Source organism: Egbenema bharatensis FJBBOT/2019 (assembly GCF_048077055.1).
In the GTDB taxonomy this organism is placed as follows: domain Bacteria; phylum Cyanobacteriota; class Cyanobacteriia; order Elainellales; family Elainellaceae; genus Egbenema; species Egbenema bharatensis.
In genome coordinates this window covers 5,210,910-5,227,749 of the sequence record NZ_CP182236.1, presented here as the reverse complement: position 1 = coordinate 5,227,749, position 16,840 = coordinate 5,210,910, and the positions used below count along the sequence as shown (strand labels likewise).

Sequence of the window (16,840 nt, the reverse complement as noted above, 5' to 3'; positions counted from 1 at the left end):
ACTCACTCCTTTTCATGTCAAAAAAGGCACTGTATCATAGGTGCTGCTTAGGAATGTGCAAAGTTTTAGGGAAGTCAACAAAATGGCTAGACGAAAGACGGTTCAATCGAACAAAGACGCACAGAGTTACAACCATCCAGAATCAGATAGCCCCTTACGTCCTGATGTAGGGACGCAACCACGCTTCCCCAAAAGTAAGCATAAATCCCCTAAAACCTATCGCTACGATTCCTCCCTGTCCCCTATGCTGGATTGGGACAATCACCCCACTCGTGACCAGGCAGAAGCCTTCATCGCTGAAATTCTGGCAGCCGGTTCACTCGACGCGGCGAAAGCGGCAGCAGCCAAACTGAAGGCACTCAGTCAACCGTTTCTCAATTGGACTGGTAAAGCAGAACGGCTCTCCTTTGATGTGCCAACCTTACCGCTGTTTGTGCATGAACGGCTCTCTACTCAAGCGATTATTGAAACCCTTAGAGGACATAAAAAAGGGGGTGATCAGTTGGGTTTGGACTTATGGGGCGATCCACAGCATCCCATTACTGATCAAGTCCTCAAAGCCTATGAACACCGGGATAAGTGGGTGAACCGCATGATCCTGGGGGATTCGCTGGTGGTGATGAACTCCCTGCTGGAATACGAAGGGCTAGGGGGGCAGGTGCAGATGATTTATATTGACCCGCCCTATGGAGTCAAGTTTGGCTCTAACTTTCAACCCTTTGTCCGTAAGCGGGATGTCAAGCATAACGAAGATGGAGACATGACCCGTGAGCCGGAGATGGTGAAGGCGTATCGGGATACCTGGGATATGGGACTGCACTCCTATTTGAGCTACTTGCGCGATCGGTTGGTGTTGGCAAGGGAGCTACTGACATCCAGTGGTAGTGTGTTTGTGCAGATTGGGGATGAGAATTTGCACCATGTTCGGGAATTGATGGATGAGGTGTTTGGTGCAGAAAACCTAGTCTCTCAAATTAGCTTTCTAAGAGGAGGTGCTCAAACAGATAAAGGTTTGTCATCAGTTTCAGATTTTCTCCTTTGGTATGCTCGTGATATTAGCTTAGTAAAACTCAATAACATATGGATAGGTGACGGAGGTTGGGCAGCTAGATCGCAGGCTCTATGGATTGAAAGTGCTAATGGTGAACGTGCAAGATTCTCGCCTGACCAAGAAATACCGTTGGGTGCAAAAGTTTTTACTCACCGAGCATTAGAATCTGCAAGTGGTAGTGATGCATCAAACTTTCCAATTGAGTTTGAAGGAAAGATATTTAGACCGAGACGTGGATGGTCAACTAATCCTCAAGGTATTGAAAGACTTCGTCAACAGAGACGATTGATTCAGATTGGGAACACTTTACGCTTTGTAGTTTACTTGTCAGATTATCCATTTTCTACACTTACTAACAATTGGACAGACACGATCGAAAGTTTTGGAGCTGACAAAACTTATGTAGTTCAAACTGCACGGCGTGTGCTTCAACGATGCATACTGATGACTACCGATCCAGGTGATCTTATTCTTGACCCAACTTGCGGAAGCGGTAGTATGGCTTATGTTGCTGAACAGTGGGGACGACGCTGGATTACTTGTGATGTAAGCCGTGTTCCTCTCGCGCTGGCACGTCAACGCCTTCTGACAGCAACTTTTCCTTACTACGATCTCAAAGACGAATCGCGTGGTCCGGCAGGTGGCTTTGTTTACAAGCGTAAGCAAAACAAAAAGGGAGAAGAAGTGGGCGGCATTGTCCCACACATCACGCTTAAGAGCATTGCCAATGACGAACCCCCTGATGAAGAAATCCTGGTCGATCGCCCTGAAACTCTCAACGGCATTACCCGTATCACTGGAGCCTTTACAGTTGAAGCCACCATTCCGGTTCCAGTCGATTTAGATGAATCAGCGAATGGGAATGGAAACGGAAATGGGAATGGAAACGGACATCAAGCGATTCAGCTTAATGATGAAACTTCCTTCACCGATCGCCTCTTAGAAATTCTCCGCAAGAGTCCGGTTTTAAGGCTTGAAGGCAATCGCACTATTACCTTTAAGACGATCCGCAAACCTGCGAAATCTCTCTCCCTATCCGCTGAAGCGATCGTTGATGAGCAGCCCGTCGCTCTGGTCTTTGGTCCTGAAAATGCAGCAGTTGTGGAACATCTGGTTTACAGAGCCGCTGATGAAGCCAGCAACAAACGCTATACCCATCTCTATGTGATTGGCTTTGCCATCCATCCCAATGCCCGTAAGTTGATCGATAACTGTGATGCGGTAACTGGCATTCCAGCCACCTATGTTCAGGCAACTCCAGATCTGCTGATGGGTGATTTGCTCAAGAACATGAAGAGTTCTCAGATCTTCAGCGTGTGTGGTTTGCCCGATGTCAGCATTCAGCGAGTGGATGAAAAGTATCGAGTTGCCCTGGTTGGTTTAGATGTGTTTGACCCAGTATCAATGGAACCCTATCACCGACGCGGCGATGATGTACCTGCCTGGTTCCTGGATACGGACTATAACGGGCTTTGCTTCCATGTGTGTCAGGCTTTCTTTCCCAAAACGCAAGCCTGGGACAACCTCAAAAAGTCGTTGCGTAAGACCTATGAAGAATCGTTATGGGGGCATTTGGCTGGAACCTTGAGTGCCTCCTTTGAGCCGGGAGCGCATCGTCAAATCGCGGTGAAGGTGATTGATGAGCGGGGAAATGAATTACTGGTTGTGAAATCTCTCTAAATGATTTGAGGAAAGGTGATTATGGATGAGTTTGTGAGAAAGGCGGCTGGAATTGGTTTACCGGCGATCGTGTTGCTAATCGTCATGGCAACAACAGGTTTGACTGGAGCGGCTGCGATTACGGCTGCATTGGCGTTGCTTGGCCCTGGTGGCATGATTGGTGGGATCATTTTCCTTGGCATCATTGGTTTGGCTGCCGAGATGCTGACCAAGTTTGGGTTAGAAGAACTGCTTAAGGGCATCTACATGCAACGGCTCCAAAACGGTGAATCTTGCTCTCAGCTATGCAGGGAAATTGATTGGCTACCCATCTCTGGAGACATGAAACGCTTGCTCAAATCGGTGCTGGGTTGCTAAGGAGACAGTGGTGCAGTCATGACCTACGAAGTTGATACTCCTATCCTCAATTCTCCTTTTGCCCAACCCGATCGCTACTGGTTTCTACGGGAAGGAGAAGAACCGCAACTGCGCGATGGGCGTAGACCTGCAATTGTCTATCCGCCGCGTGAAGGGGAAATCACCTGGGACTTAAGCGATCAGGTTCTGGCTCTTTCTAAAGAGTTTGACCCTGGCTATGAAATGGTGCTGGTCAACTACATCCGCCAGCGGGTGCAGGAATGGCGATCGCAGGACTATCCCGGCGTGACTCGTACGACCCATGAATTGCTCCACTACTGGCAGCGAGAAGGGCGAGAACGGCGGCTGTTCTATGCTCAACTGGAAGCGGTGGAAACCATCATTTTCCTCAAAGAGGCGCGAGCTGATTTTCTGCAAGGCATTTCTATTCCAACGGATGAACCTACAGAGCAGCAGCAATCCGAGGGCATCAAAGCCTTTACGCGCTACGCCTGCAAGATGGCAACCGGAAGCGGCAAAACGACTGTTATGGGAATGCTGTGTGCCTGGAGTATTCTCAACAAGGTCAATGATCGCAGCGATGCTCGATTTTCTGATGTGGTGCTGATTGTCTGCCCAAATGTGACAATCCGCGATCGCCTGGGTGAACTTGATCCAGAACGGGGGGAAGCCAGCCTTTATCGTACCCGTGACCTGGTGCCTGCTGAATTAATGGATCGCCTGCGCCAGGGCAGAATTCTGACGACGAACTGGCACGTCTTTGAGAAGCGATCACCTCAAACATCTGGGGATGCACCTGCCAAGGTGAGTCGGGTGGGAGTTCCTCTCTACACCACTGAAACCATTCGCATTGCCGCTAAAAATGACACTGCACGGGGAAAACGCTACCTGACTGAAGAAACCCTGAATCTCCAAATCGCTCAGGGAATGTTGGCAGTGGTCGAAGAGAAACGTGACAAGCAAGGCAACCTGGAATCAGTCAAGGTAGAGTCTGTTCGCTACGTTGAGAGTGATACAGCCTGGATTCATCGCATTCTAGGACGGGAAGTGGGTGGCAAACAAAATATTTTGATTCTCAATGATGAAGCCCATCACGCCTATCGCATTCGTCCAGCGGAAAACGATGAAGCCGATGACGAGGATGAAGTCAGTGAGTATGAACAGCAGGAAGCGACTATCTGGGTCGAGGGCTTAGACCGCATTCATCAGCATCGCGGCATTAATTTCTGTGTCGATCTTTCTGCAACACCCTACTACCTCAGTCGAGTGGGCAAAGATGCCAATAAGCCCTTTCCCTGGGTGGTATCTGACTTTAGCTTGATGGATGCGATCGAAGCAGGATTAGTCAAAATCCCTCAGCTTGCGGTTCGAGATACTACCGGACATGAAATTCCTGGCTATTTCAACATCTGGAAATGGGTGATGGATAAGCTCACTCCTGCTGAGCGAGGGGGCAAGAAATCTAATCCCAAGCCTGATGCCATTCTTAAGTATGCTCAACACCCGATCGCCATGCTGGGAGGGTTATGGGAAGAGAATCGGCTGGAATGGGAGCAAGACCCAGATCGTGAAGATCCAAGACCGCCTGTGTTCATTTTGGTGTGTAAAAACACTGCGATCGCCAAGGTGATCTATGAGTGGCTGGCAGAAGGTAAACAAGCTTCTCACATCTCCCCCTGCAAAATTGAGGGCTTCCGCAATCAAGACGAACAAATTAACACCATTCGGGTTGATTCCAAAGTGGTGCAGGAGATGGAGTCTGGGGCTTCCAAGTCGGATGAATCCCGGTGGATGCGCTACACCCTCGATACGGTGGGCAGTTGGGCTTGGACGTGTGACAAACAGGGCAACCCGATCTACCCGGACGGATTTGAGGCGTTGGCACTGAAGTTGGGTAGACCTTTGCATCCTCCAGGGCGTGATGTACGCTGCATTGTCTCTGTTGGGATGCTCACCGAAGGCTGGGATTGTAATACCGTGACGCATATCATTGGGCTTCGTCCCTTTATGTCGCAGCTTCTCTGTGAGCAGGTGGTGGGACGGGGGTTGCGTCGTGCCAGCTACGACCTCAATGAAGAAACCGGGCTGATGAGTGAAGAGGTTGCCAAAATCTTTGGTGTGCCCTTTGACATCATTCCCTACAAGGCGAATCCCAATACAGCCAGCCCCAAGAAGGAAAAGCGGCATCGAATTTATGCGGTTCCTGGCAAAGCACAGTACAAAATTGAGATTCCTAGAGTTGAAGGCTATACCCAGTCCATTCGCAATCGTGTGGCGGTGGATTGGGAGGCGATCGCCCCTTTGAAGCTTGACCCCTTTAAGATTGCCCCTGAAGTGCAGATGAAGGCAACCTTACCCAACAATCAGGGTAGACCGTCTCTGTCGGGGCCAGGCAAGCTGGAGAGTGTAGATCTCAATCCTTATCGCAAAGGTCGTCGCTTTCAAGAGTTGGTGTTTGATCTGGCAGGTGGGTTAACCAAAAGCTATGTGGAATCAGGCAGCTATCAAGCTCCAGCCCATGTTCTGTTTCCCCAGCTTCGTCACATCTGCGATCGCTACCTGAGTGAAAAGGTGGTTCCGGTGAAACCGGCTGAACTGATCGATGTATTCTTGTCTCCCTACTATGGCTGGGTGATTGAACAGTTGGTTCATGCTATTCGACCCAATACCGAGCAAGGTGAAGCCCCAGAGGTTCCCCGCTATGAATCCCATCGAGGGCACTGCTCAACCGAGGATGTGAACTTCTGGACGAGTAAACCTGTGCGGGAGGTGGTTCACTCTCATGTCAATGCAGTGGTGGCGGATACCTGGCAATGGGAACAGGCCGCAGCTTACATCATTGATACCCACCCCGCGACGGCAGCCTTTGTCAAAAATGCTGGATTGGGCTTTGCCATTCCCTATGTCCACAACGGACAACCCCATGATTATTTGCCTGATTTCATCATTCGGCTTAAGACTGAGCAGCCCTGCTACTTCATTCTGGAAACCAAAGGATATGACCCGCTACGGGATGTGAAACGGGATGCAGCAGAACGTTGGGTGAGTGCAGTCAACGCCGATGGCAGGTATGGGCACTGGCAATACGCCATGTGTGGATTGAAGGATGTCAGGCAGTTAATGGATGAAGCGATCGAACGGTTTTAGAAATTAGAGTCAGCATGAATTTGAACAGTAATCTCTCCTCTTTCATGAATGCTTCAAGGATAAAGAATATCAAACCAGGCAAAGAAAGAAATGACGACTGAAAATGGCTTAGATTCAGCAAAACAAGGGAATCCGGTAGCGATCGCCGCACTGATGAACAAAACGCTGCAACCCAAAGGGATTACCGTCACTGCTACAACAGCAGGAGAATGTTTGACGATCGTTGCGGAGGCGAAAACCAAACCGGATCAATCGACTTTGGTGGAGTGTATTCGCCAGGGACTCAATAGCCTCAACCCAAAATCGATTCAGCGCGTTGTAGTTCAAGGGAAAGCCGCAGGGCAAAGCCATTCGAGTTGGCGAGAAAGCTTCACGCTCTCACCCAGTTCATCCAGTGGCACTAATGGCACCAATGGATCGAGTCGTTCAACCCTCACAACGCTGATTCAACCCAAGCAAGCTGGAAAGGTTCTTCCCCTGCTCAACCAGTTCACTCAAATCCGTGACATCGCCAATACTACCCTGCTGGCAGGAATCTTTCTATTTCTGGTTGTGGGTGCTTGGAGTGCGAACCGACCTAACCCCGGAGTCTGGGAATACAAAGTGGAAGGGGTTGAAGATTTGTCGTTTGACTATAAGATGCAGCAGTTGGGGGCAGAAGGCTGGGAGGTCATATCAGCCCGTCGAGCTGTGTCAGGTGAAGGCTCATCCAGTCGGGGTCTATATGAAGTGATTGTCAGACGACCCACAACCCAGGCTCAAGCCCAGCGAAACCTGAAGGAATTAGAGCGACAATCCAAGGAATTAGAACGGCAGCTTGAGCAAACCCTGGCACGAAGTGTTGCAAGATCATCCATCGCTTCTATCAATCGAGCACAACAGGCGTATCACATCGAAAATGGTCGGTTCTCACCCACGATCGCCGGGTTGGATGTCGGGAGAGATGAAGAAACAGAACACTATACCTTCTCCATCGTGCTTGAAGGCACAAATAAGGCAATTGTGACGGCAATTGCCCAGCAAGCCGATCTAAAGAGCTATACCGGGGCGGTTGCAGTCATTAATCGACTCACCCGATCGATTGTGTGTGAAAGCGACTCCCCTTCTCAGACGGCTCCAGCATCCCCCATCGTGAACGGTGATGAGCTTCAGTGCGCGTCTGGCTCGTCTAAAGCGTATTAACAACGGTGGGGATACCTCACCCGGAGCCAGATCCAACGGATGAACCTGCCCCGATCGCTCCAATGCTGCTTTAATCTCAAGGTGAACTTCTGTGAAAACTATCTTTGCCCTATTAGGACGTTTAACCCTCATCAGCACAGCGGCGATCGGGATTGCAACGGTTTCTAACCTGGCTAACCATCGCAGCTACTGGTATGGAACCATCCAGCGAGTTCAGACTACAGATTTCAACATTCTCTCCAGCATGTTGCCCACTAAGCTGTCTTATGCCCTGCTGGAGGATGACGTAGAGGAGATCCAGCGTACTCTGAACAGCAACTATGGTTTGTTTGGCATGGTCGTTACAGATTGCACCACCACCGCCCAGGTCTGCCCAGATCAGCAGATTCTCCACATGACCCAATCCGAGCGAGGCTGGTCACAGGAGCTTCACCTCGACAATCTCCACCATCATCCCTTTGACCTCCTCCGTGATCCGCCTCCCCTGCAAACCGAGTGGTCGTATCAGAGTACCCGTGCAGACCACCGCGAGCCAACCCATCAACAAAATGCTGGCCAGATCATTGGACGGGTCTACTACGTTCGTGGCATTCCGCCTTCCTTTGCCCAGGACTATCAGCGTTGGGTCGGTAATCTTCTGAGTAACAGTGGAACCCACCGATATTACAGCCTAACCACGGCCCTATTTTTGGCGATGGGGTTGTCCGCCTGGTCATTCATTGAGTGGCTTCTTCACCGCAAAGGAGTCCAGAAGCAGCAGGCGTTGATGGCCCAGCAACAGTCACGACGGGAAAATGATATTTTGCGACGACAGTTGAAACAGCGATCGGCTCAACTAACGGAATTAATTGCAGAACGGGAATCCTTTGCGCTGCAACTGCAAACCTATGAGCAGGAGCAGGATGAACGAACCCATCAACTCAATCAGCAGATTGTGAAACTGGAGCAACAACTTCAGCAGACCGCATCCGTTGACAACACCCAGCAACTCACGCAAGCTCAGTCCGCTCTGCTGGACGAAATTGAGCAACGGGGGCAGACGATCGCCTCCTTACAGCAGAAGCTTCAAACTCAAACCCAGTCTTCCTCGCAAAATACCCAGGCGGTTGAAACGCTTAAACAGGAGTTGGCAAAAGCCCTGAAACAGCAAGCCTCTGCCAGGACGCAGCTAGAGCAAAACCAGTCTTTATTGGATCACCTCCAGCAGCAAAATCGCCAGAAGGATCAAAAACTCCACGAAATGACTCAGTTGCTCGAACAATGGCGACAGTCCGCCGAAGCTGCGAAACAACGCGAAGCGGAATCAGCAAAACAACGGGAAGAAGATTTTAAGCGATCGCTTCTCGCCATACAACAGGAGAAGGCGGCGCTGGAGGAAACGATCAAACAAATGGATACTCCCAACCTCGATCGCTTTGAGCAGGCCATCGTCGATCGGCTGCAATCAACCTCAAAGTTTGATTTGGGACAGTGGTTGGTTCTCTCTCACCTGGATGTCCAACCTGGTAAGAGTCGTCAGTTTGTGGATGTTCTTCTCATCGGCAAGTCCTATGTGGTCGTGATTGAAGCTAAGAACTTTGATGGTGTGATTAAAGCCAGAGGGACTCCCAAACTGACTCCCTGGTTTTCTCAACGTCTGAGTGGAGCAGAGGTTCCTATCGCTAGCGTTGGCACAAACCCTTACGCTCAGGTCAATGGCTATGTCGATAGCGTCATGAAGAAGCTGAGAAATGAGGTATCCGCGAATCGAGTGGTGGTTTATGGCGTGGTCGTATTTGCCGAAAAGGCGGATGTGTCTTTTGTAAGTAACAGCATTGGGAAATACTCACGGGTGACAACTCTAGGAAACTTACTCAGTGTGATTGATGACCTGGAGACGGCTGCTGCGTTCAAAACCAGGGCGGCTAAACTCCAGCGATCGCCCCATCAGATTCAGGATCTGCTGTACGGCTTACCAATGCGAAGGAGCGCTTAGAAAGTTTAACTGCACAAAGTTCTGTTAACAATCACGCAGTATTGCAGGATTTTCTCTAACGAACTGGGAACACTGTCATAGGGGAACCGCAAGTAGATTTGCAGCAAATGCCAATTCAATACCCACCCAAATTTTTTTTGACATTTTCAACCCGGAAACATTTTTGCAGGGTAGCCCACCTACGATAGAGCCAGTCTGATAGATATCTGCCATGTCTCGCCATCTTGAACGACTATTGCAAATTGATGAACTCCTCCGTTCTGGGCAGCGGCAAACGGCATCCAGCCTCGCATCTGCTCTAGAGATGAGTGAACGCACGATTCGGAGTGACCTCAATTTTCTCCGCGATCGCTACCATGCTCCCCTCGAATTCCATCGCACCAAGGGCTACTACTATACTGATTCGGCATGGCGATTGCCGACCATTAGCCTCAGTAAAGGTGAATTGTTTGCTCTAACGCTGGGAGCCAGAATGCTGGAAGCTTATGCCGGATCAGCCTACGCTCAGGAGTTACGCTCTGCGATCGCTCGTCTCGGTGAACGGCTACCAGATCAAACGTGGGTGGACTTACAGCAGTTGGCTGAGGAACGCATTCTGTTTCGATCGGGGGCTGAGACTGACCTTGATCCCGATATCTGGCATCGGTTAGAGGAAGCTTGCCGTTACCAAAAGACGGTGCAGATGACTTACTACACAGCCAGCCGCAATGCAGTGTCCCAGCGCAAGCTCGACCCCTACCTGCTGCACATCTACCGGGGGACAAATCCCTATGTGATTGGTTACTGCCATCAACGGCAAGAGATCCGCTGGTTCAGAGTCGATCGGATCAAACAGCTTGAGGTTCTGGGGGAGACGTTTGTACCTGACCCTACCTTTGATGCCAAAGATCACCTGGAAATGATTTTTCAGCATGAAGCTGGCGGTGTCCCGATGCCTGTTTCAATCTGGTTTGACGCATCGACTTCCCCTTATGTTCGAGAACGTCGCTGGCATCCCAGCCAGGAGGTGCAGGAACATGCGGATGGGTCAATTACCTTGCATCTGTTCGTGCGAGGACTAAACGACCTGAAGCGGTGGGTGTTGGGGTATGGGAAAGGAGCGATCGTTCAGTCTCCGCCGGAGTTGGTGGAGTTGGTCAGGGCAGAGGTGGAGGGGATGGGCAGGCAGTATTTGGAGAATTAAAGCGATGAACTTTTTGGAAATTCAGTTTTCACTACGAGGTAAAACGTTACCTGCGGATCACGGGTATGCTTTATATTCTGCTGTTAAGCAGCGACTTCAAGAAAGTAAGGATGAATCACTCCCCAGTGATTTGCCCGCAGAGGTTCATCTGTGTAGCATACCAGGCGTTCCCGATCGAGCAGGCCTGATTTATCTTAATCGAGGATCACGATTTAGACTGCGATGCCCATCGGAGCAAATGCAAACCTGGTATCGGTTCCTGCAAAACCAAGTTTTTGATATTCGAGGTCATCTCATTCGATTAGTTCAACCAAGAATTACATTGCCGGAAGCAAGTAAAACTTTAGCGTCGAGAATGGTGACGTTTAAATTGGATGCGATTGATCATGTGGAGTTACCTAGATATTTTTTGGAATCTTGCCAGAAGGGGCTAGAACGTTTAGAAGTCAGTGGTCAAGCATTTATTCCAAGTGATGTAAATGGTGATCTAGCACGACGCACATTACAGATCAGAGACAAGAAGATCGTTGGTTACAGCGTAGTCATAGAGGGACTCAATCAATCGGACTCATTGAAGTTGCAGTGGCATGGCTTAGGAGGACGACAACATTTTGGTTGTGGCTGGTTTTATCCTATGGAGGAAGCAAATGTCAGCTAAACACCAACCTTTACGACCCAAATTGCTATTAGCCAAATCAAAGGAAACGCCGTGGAAAGGTGCCTATACCCTAGCTGGTCATACGGCGGCTGTTGTAGAAGCGGTGACTACGCTACTTGATGAATTAGGCGATGGATTAATCAAGCAGTTTGGGCTATCTCAGGATTTTAAAACCTTGCGTGCTACCGCTCGGCTTGCGGCTTTTCTTCATGATTTGGGTAAAGCGAATGACCATTTTCAAGCGGTAGTTCGCAAGCTCAAGAACCCAATGGAGCATCCACAACTGATGCGGCATGAGGCGCTGTCGGTCTTGCTGTCCTGGGAATTGAGAGATTGGTTGTCAACAGGAGATGGCGATTTGATGGTGGCGATCGCTGCTGCGGGTGGACATCATCTCAAGCTGGGCGGTGCAGCAGGAAAGCAAACGGATGAAGTGGGAGAGATTCGAGAATCTGGTGTAGATGAGTGGACGCGGGGCGATCGCTTGCTTCTTTACACTAACCACAGACACTTTATGGGTTTGCTGCGGTATGGACAGAAAGTTTGCGGACTTGCTTCAGACCTTCCCCAAGGCTTACCAACCACTTGGACAATTGCAGACATCAAACAGCGTAGACAACTTCTTTTACAGCAACTTGCCACATGGGATGCTGATCCAGTTTTGACGGCTGTTGTTAAAGCGTTGCTTGTGGCAGGGGATACCAGTGGTTCAGCGCTCCCTGCAAACAATGTAGAAATCCAACCGTGGATTCAGACTCAGATTCGTTACACGCTGACGGAGCCTGAGCTACAACATGTCGTGAATGAACGATTGAACGGCGAATCGTTGCGCCCGTTTCAAGAGCAGTTGGGGAATACAACCTCACGGGTCACGTTAGCCAGGGCTGGCTGCGGCACAGGTAAAACATTAGGAGCTTACAACTGGGCGAAACGCCATGCTGTGGGGCGCAAACTGTTTTTCTGCTATCCCACAACCGGAACCAGCACCGAAGGCTTTCTTGACTACGCTCATGACAAAGTGGACTCAACTTTGCTACATGGTCGTGCAGCCGTTGACTTAGAACACCTGCAATCTACAGGTGATGATGACGACTTGGAGACCAAATTAGAATCATTCAAAGCCTGGAACACTAAAGTTAGTGTTTGCACGGTGGATACGGTGCTGGGGTTGTTGCAGTGCAACCGTCGCCCGATGTACTGCTTTCCCGCGATCGCCCAAGCTGCTTTTGTGTTTGATGAAGTCCATTGCTACGACGACAAGCTATTTGGGGCATTGCTGCGATTTTTGGAAGTGGTTAAAGCTCCTATCCTGCTGATGTCAGCTTCATTTTTGCCGTGGCAGGTGCAAGCCATTGAGCAGGCTGTAGGTGAATCCATCAAAATCATCCAAGGTCCACAAGACTTAGAAACAAGGCCGCGTTATCGGTTTCATTTAGCGGATACACCAGATTGGGAACGGGTGAAAGCCGAATTTGACCAGGGTGGCAAGATCTTGTGGGTGTGCAATCAGGTGAATACGGCGATCGCTGTATTCGAGGAAGCCCAGCAGCGTGGTCTAAAACCGTTGCTTTACCACAGCCGCTACAAGTATGGTGATCGCGTCAATCATCACCGGGAGGTCGTGGATCGGTTTAAGGGCGATGGCGCAGTGATGGCGATCGCCACTCAGGTTGCGGAAATGTCGCTCGATTTATCTGCCACTCTGCTGGTGTCTCAAATTTCCGATCCTGCGGGTCTTATTCAACGACTCGGACGCTTAAACCGTCGCTATTGTGGACATGCCCTCGATGCACTGTTCTACCCCGATGAAAAAGTGGACTTTCCCTATAGACAGGACGAGTTAGATATGGGGATTGCTCTGCTTCAAAGCTTTGGGGGAGAGGTGTGTCAGGCAGACCTAGCTTCGTGGTTGGAGCAAGCAGCCGTCCAAGGTAAACCGGATCGTGACTCTGTATGGCTGGATGGTGAATGGCGCACCTACCCAGCCTCACTGCGGGAAGCTGGATACACCACAACAGTACTGCTAGAGCAGGATGTGAAAACGATAGAGAAGTTACCGGCGAAGCTATTGCCACGCTACACAGTGCCGTTGATGGTGAATGGTAAGCAAACCAAAGGTTGGAAGAAATGTCGGCGGTATCCGGTGGCTCCGGCAGATGCTTGGGGCTACTCATCGGATATTGGCGCTTATCAACTGGGCAGGAGGTGATTAATTTTGACTGAACTTGTATTGTCAATCTTCGATCCAAACACTTTGCTTCCCCATCGAGCAGGTATTGCTGGACTTGCTCTGGCGTTGTCAGCGATCGCCCCAACTGATGCCCCAATGCAATGGGAGGTGACAGAAGATGCTGTGAAATTATCGTGGGAAGGAAGTGACCAAGAAGCTATTCAATGGCTTTTGGAGCAGACTTATCAAATTAAACGTGGGCTATTAATTGCTCCAGCTTTAAATCTTGATGAACAGGGATGTTTTACCTTCAATCAAGGGATGTTGTCTTCGTTCCTACAACATGGTCAGCAGAAAAGTTTTGTGGAAGATCCCAGTAAGCCTAAACAAGGAAAAAAGAAATTTTACAAAACACAAACGCTGAATTTCATGATTGAATCAGACAAACCCGAAATTTCTGTAAGCTATACATTGCTGAATTCCTGCTATTACACAGAAGCAGCAAAACGGGCAAAAGACTTTAGCTCCGGAAAACCAGAAGTCAAGACCCAAATACTACCTGGTTTGGAGGAATGCTTTGTCAATGGCTCCTACAAAGAATCATCTAGTAATTTTCTAGCATTACTTTTTTTGCCTCTCGCTTGCGGATACTACCAGTTGCCTATCTTTAACGGAAAGAGCAGATCTGCAATCGTAATTCCTGAAGTGCAAAACTTAAAGGTATGGGCAAAGCTCCGTCAAAAATTACCTAGCAAGATTTACGCCAATTTCGGATCGGCTTATGGCAAATTTAGAGCTAGTAGTGCAGGAGAAGCTGCTTTAAGGTTTCTCCTTGACGAAAGACAACTAGATGACTCGTATCTATTTAAGGTGAACTACTGCGAAGTTTATCAATTGGGTAGTCAGCCTTGGAATGGAAATCAATCTTTCATCAAGCAGGCAGTATATCGAGTTCCACTAAAGGATGATGCGCTGAGTTTATATCGAATTGCATATCAGAATCTTAAACCAAGGCTCCGTTCTAAACAGGATGGTGAAGGAGTTTGGCTGGCAGAGTCTAAAGTTTTAGCCTGGATTTCTGACAACTTAATTTTGGACAAGACTTGGTATAACGGTTTTTTTGAGTTTCGCAAGTCAAACACGATCTATCCAGAAGATAGGAGAGGGCTAATTATAATGAGTGAATACTTAAATGTTGATGAGCAAATTTTATTTGATGCAGTGCAAGGGGCGTTTAGAAAATATCGTGGTCAACAGATTGATCAAGCAAAGCGTCAAGGTCGTCAACCTGATTGGGAACAAATTACTAACAAGGTGATTTACCGCCTACAGCGACCCAGCACTCAACAAGAATTTGCTACAGCTTTGGTGGATTTCCTGAGCCAGTTTCGGAGTAAGGCAGCTTTATCTAGTGGATCACAGGTGTTTTGGTGGCTTCATCAAGAGTCAAACTGGCGTAAGGCAAGAGATTTAGCACTCCTTGCCATAGCTACTTACCAAGGGCAAAGCCAGGAAGAAAAGTCTCAGATTGAACAAGAGATTGAACAAACCTCTACCGACGAAACTGCCAACGTCCAGTAATTTATCTCACTGACAAAATTTGGAGGAGTTACCATGTCTCAACATCTATTCGCAACGATCGTAACCTCGACTGCTGTAGCAGCTAATAACCGTGGAGAAGGAGACGGCAGCACACTATCAACGCTTCAAAAAATTACCCGTGGCAACGATCAATATACAACGGTCAGTGCTGAAGCCATTCGTTGGGGATTACGGGAGTATTTGCAAAATACCAACGCTGACGAAACCAATCGCACATTTGATCCGGATAAGGATCAGTACAATTTTAAGGACGAAAAATTCAGCCCTAAAAAGTTCATTGATGATGACCTGTTTGGTTTTATGGATGCCAAGAAGGGCAAAGATAATGAAGATGCTACAACCAAACGACGGGGAGCTTTAGAAATCAGCCGTGCCATTAGCCTTGATCCATTTTGGGGTGATGTGGCATTTGGCTCTAAAGGCGGGACAAAAGGTAAAACTTCTATCCATAGCACTGAGGTTCACTGCACCGCCTACCAATACACGATCGCCCTTACCCCCGAAAGCCTCCAAGATGCAAGCCGTGCAGCGGTGGTACTGGATGCAATTGGTGCAGTTCGTCATGTCGGTGGCAACCATGCGCGGTTTCTGTACGACTTCCGCCCAGAGTCAATTGTGATTCGCGTTACCTCAGATCCCAGCCCTTGGATCATGGATAGCTTTAAGCGGATGGGAGACACCATTGGTTGTCCTAAGTTGCTACGTTTGGTAGAGGTTGGAGATGTTACCGCCAGTGAGTTGATTGTGGCGGGCGAGATTGCCGATACGCCCTATGGAGAAAAGCTAACTGACTTAGGGGTAAAGGTTTGCCGTGGGGTGAAAGAAGCAATTATGTTTGCCAAGAAGAGCCTAACCGAAACGGAGGTTTCCGCCTGATGCAGTTGTATCTTGATTGTCCCTGCACTAGCTTCCCTCGCAGCTTTGCACGGGACTACAAAGAAACCTACCAGTATCCACCTCCCTCAACAGTTTACGGCTTACTGCTCTCCCTTATTGGAGAAGTGGACATGGAAGCCCATCGAGGGGTGAAACTGGCGATTGGCATTATCGGAAATAATCCACCTATCTCTCGGATTGTGCGAAAGCAGCGGCATCACAAGTTCAGCAAGACCCATATGGGTACATACCCTACCAGCAAGTTCTCCAAACCTAACCTCCAGGAGCTTTTGACCGATTTACAAGTGTCGGTTCAGATTGATTCGAGTGAAGAGGTAGCAACTGTAAAATTAGCAGAGCGAGTAGCGATCGCCCTCTCTAACCCATCCCAAATCACTCGTTTTGGCGGCTTGAGTCTAGGTGAATCTTGGGCAATGATCAATGGAATTCGGACATACCGAGAAGAGGATGGTTCAATCCGTTGGTTGGTTACAGATAACCGAGGTTTGATCAGTCTACCTGTCTGGATCGATCGCAAGTCAGAACAAGGAACATTCCAACGGTTCAGCTTAGGAGAATTTAGTGAAAATTGTTGGGTAAGAATTCATTCTCCTGTACCTGTTCAGGCAACCAAATCAAGAACTAAGCGTGGACAGCGATCTAGCTAAAAGCGTTTAAGTTTCTGATTGGCTTGAACCTAGTATTGAAAGCTTTGAACCTTGAAAACTAAATATTTTCTGAATAGATGTGTGTAGTTGCATGAGCAAACCTCAGATGCCATTAGGCGTTTTCCTCATTTCCTTTGATCTGAACCGATCCTGCAAAACACCGAAATACAGGTGTATTCAGGTTCTCAAAAAGGGTACATCTGCGTAAATTTCTCTGTAGAGAGCCTGCCTTATTAGATGTAAGGCTGACTGCATTACTGCAATCGCCCGACCTTTTGAGCTTTTCCTGTT

At 48.8% G+C, this 16,840-nt stretch carries 11 protein-coding genes; all 11 read left to right on the top strand.

Features of this window, described 5'->3' with window-relative positions; all coding sequences use genetic code 11:
- Window positions 1–82: 82 nt before the first annotated feature.
- The 11 genes from ACM1PF_RS24120 to cas5 all read left to right on the top strand — a co-directional run bounded on the left by ACM1PF_RS24120 (window position 83) and on the right by cas5 (window position 16,549).
- The gene (locus ACM1PF_RS24120) at window positions 83–2,731 is read left to right on the top strand and encodes a site-specific DNA-methyltransferase (protein WP_416667868.1); all 2,649 of its coding nucleotides are present in this window, start codon (window positions 83–85) and stop codon (window positions 2,729–2,731) included.
- A gap of 21 nt (window positions 2,732–2,752) precedes the next feature.
- Window positions 2,753–3,088, top strand: coding sequence for a hypothetical protein (locus tag ACM1PF_RS24115; protein WP_416667865.1), 336 nt, complete (start codon window positions 2,753–2,755; stop codon window positions 3,086–3,088).
- Between the two features lie 18 nt (window positions 3,089–3,106).
- Entirely contained in the window at window positions 3,107–6,235 is a 3,129-nt protein-coding gene (locus ACM1PF_RS24110; RefSeq protein WP_416667862.1) for a BPTD_3080 family restriction endonuclease, read from the top strand.
- A 90-nt stretch (window positions 6,236–6,325) separates the two neighbouring features.
- On the top strand, window positions 6,326–7,417 hold the full coding sequence (locus tag ACM1PF_RS24105; protein WP_416667859.1) for a type IV pilin-like G/H family protein: 1,092 nt from the start codon (window positions 6,326–6,328) through the stop codon (window positions 7,415–7,417).
- Between the two features lie 91 nt (window positions 7,418–7,508).
- Window positions 7,509–9,392: an NERD domain-containing protein gene (locus ACM1PF_RS24100; RefSeq protein WP_416667856.1), complete on the top strand. Its 1,884-nt coding sequence runs from the start codon at window positions 7,509–7,511 to the stop codon at window positions 9,390–9,392.
- Between the two features lie 211 nt (window positions 9,393–9,603).
- On the top strand, window positions 9,604–10,575 hold the full coding sequence (locus ACM1PF_RS24095) for a helix-turn-helix transcriptional regulator (RefSeq protein WP_416667854.1): 972 nt from the start codon (window positions 9,604–9,606) through the stop codon (window positions 10,573–10,575).
- A 4-nt stretch (window positions 10,576–10,579) separates the two neighbouring features.
- Window positions 10,580–11,233 carry a type I-MYXAN CRISPR-associated protein Cas6/Cmx6 gene (gene cas6, locus ACM1PF_RS24090; protein ID WP_416667851.1) on the top strand — a complete coding sequence of 218 codons (654 nt, stop codon included), beginning with the start codon at window positions 10,580–10,582 and terminating at the stop codon, window positions 11,231–11,233.
- Window positions 11,223–13,442: a CRISPR-associated helicase Cas3' gene (gene cas3, locus ACM1PF_RS24085; protein WP_416667848.1), complete on the top strand. Its 2,220-nt coding sequence runs from the start codon at window positions 11,223–11,225 to the stop codon at window positions 13,440–13,442. The genes cas6 and cas3 overlap by 11 nt, the downstream gene beginning before the upstream one ends.
- A 6-nt stretch (window positions 13,443–13,448) precedes the next feature.
- The gene (gene cas8a1, locus ACM1PF_RS24080; protein ID WP_416667845.1) at window positions 13,449–14,984 is read left to right on the top strand and encodes a type I-MYXAN CRISPR-associated Cas8a1/Cmx1; all 1,536 of its coding nucleotides are present in this window, start codon (window positions 13,449–13,451) and stop codon (window positions 14,982–14,984) included.
- A 33-nt stretch (window positions 14,985–15,017) separates the two neighbouring features.
- Entirely contained in the window at window positions 15,018–15,881 is an 864-nt protein-coding gene (cas7i, locus tag ACM1PF_RS24075; protein WP_416667842.1) for a type I-B CRISPR-associated protein Cas7/Cst2/DevR, read from the top strand.
- The gene (cas5, locus tag ACM1PF_RS24070; protein ID WP_416667839.1) at window positions 15,881–16,549 is read left to right on the top strand and encodes a CRISPR-associated protein Cas5; all 669 of its coding nucleotides are present in this window, start codon (window positions 15,881–15,883) and stop codon (window positions 16,547–16,549) included. The genes cas7i and cas5 overlap by 1 nt, the downstream gene beginning before the upstream one ends.
- Window positions 16,550–16,840 lie beyond the last annotated feature (291 nt).

Excerpts from the sequence above, each read along its gene's own strand:
- cas5 (WP_416667839.1), top strand. The coding sequence starts at position 15,881 with ATGCAGTTGTATCTTGATTGTCCCTGCACTAGCTTCCCTCGCAGCTTT.
- ACM1PF_RS24115 (WP_416667865.1), top strand. The coding sequence starts at position 2,753 with ATGGATGAGTTTGTGAGAAAGGCGGCTGGAATTGGTTTACCGGCGATC.
- cas7i (WP_416667842.1), top strand. The coding sequence starts at position 15,018 with ATGTCTCAACATCTATTCGCAACGATCGTAACCTCGACTGCTGTAGCA.
- ACM1PF_RS24110 (WP_416667862.1), top strand. The coding sequence starts at position 3,107 with ATGACCTACGAAGTTGATACTCCTATCCTCAATTCTCCTTTTGCCCAA.
- cas3 (WP_416667848.1), top strand. The coding sequence starts at position 11,223 with ATGTCAGCTAAACACCAACCTTTACGACCCAAATTGCTATTAGCCAAA.
- ACM1PF_RS24095 (WP_416667854.1), top strand. The coding sequence starts at position 9,604 with ATGTCTCGCCATCTTGAACGACTATTGCAAATTGATGAACTCCTCCGT.
- cas6 (WP_416667851.1), top strand. The coding sequence starts at position 10,580 with ATGAACTTTTTGGAAATTCAGTTTTCACTACGAGGTAAAACGTTACCT.
- ACM1PF_RS24120 (WP_416667868.1), top strand. The coding sequence starts at position 83 with ATGGCTAGACGAAAGACGGTTCAATCGAACAAAGACGCACAGAGTTAC.
- ACM1PF_RS24105 (WP_416667859.1), top strand. The coding sequence starts at position 6,326 with ATGACGACTGAAAATGGCTTAGATTCAGCAAAACAAGGGAATCCGGTA.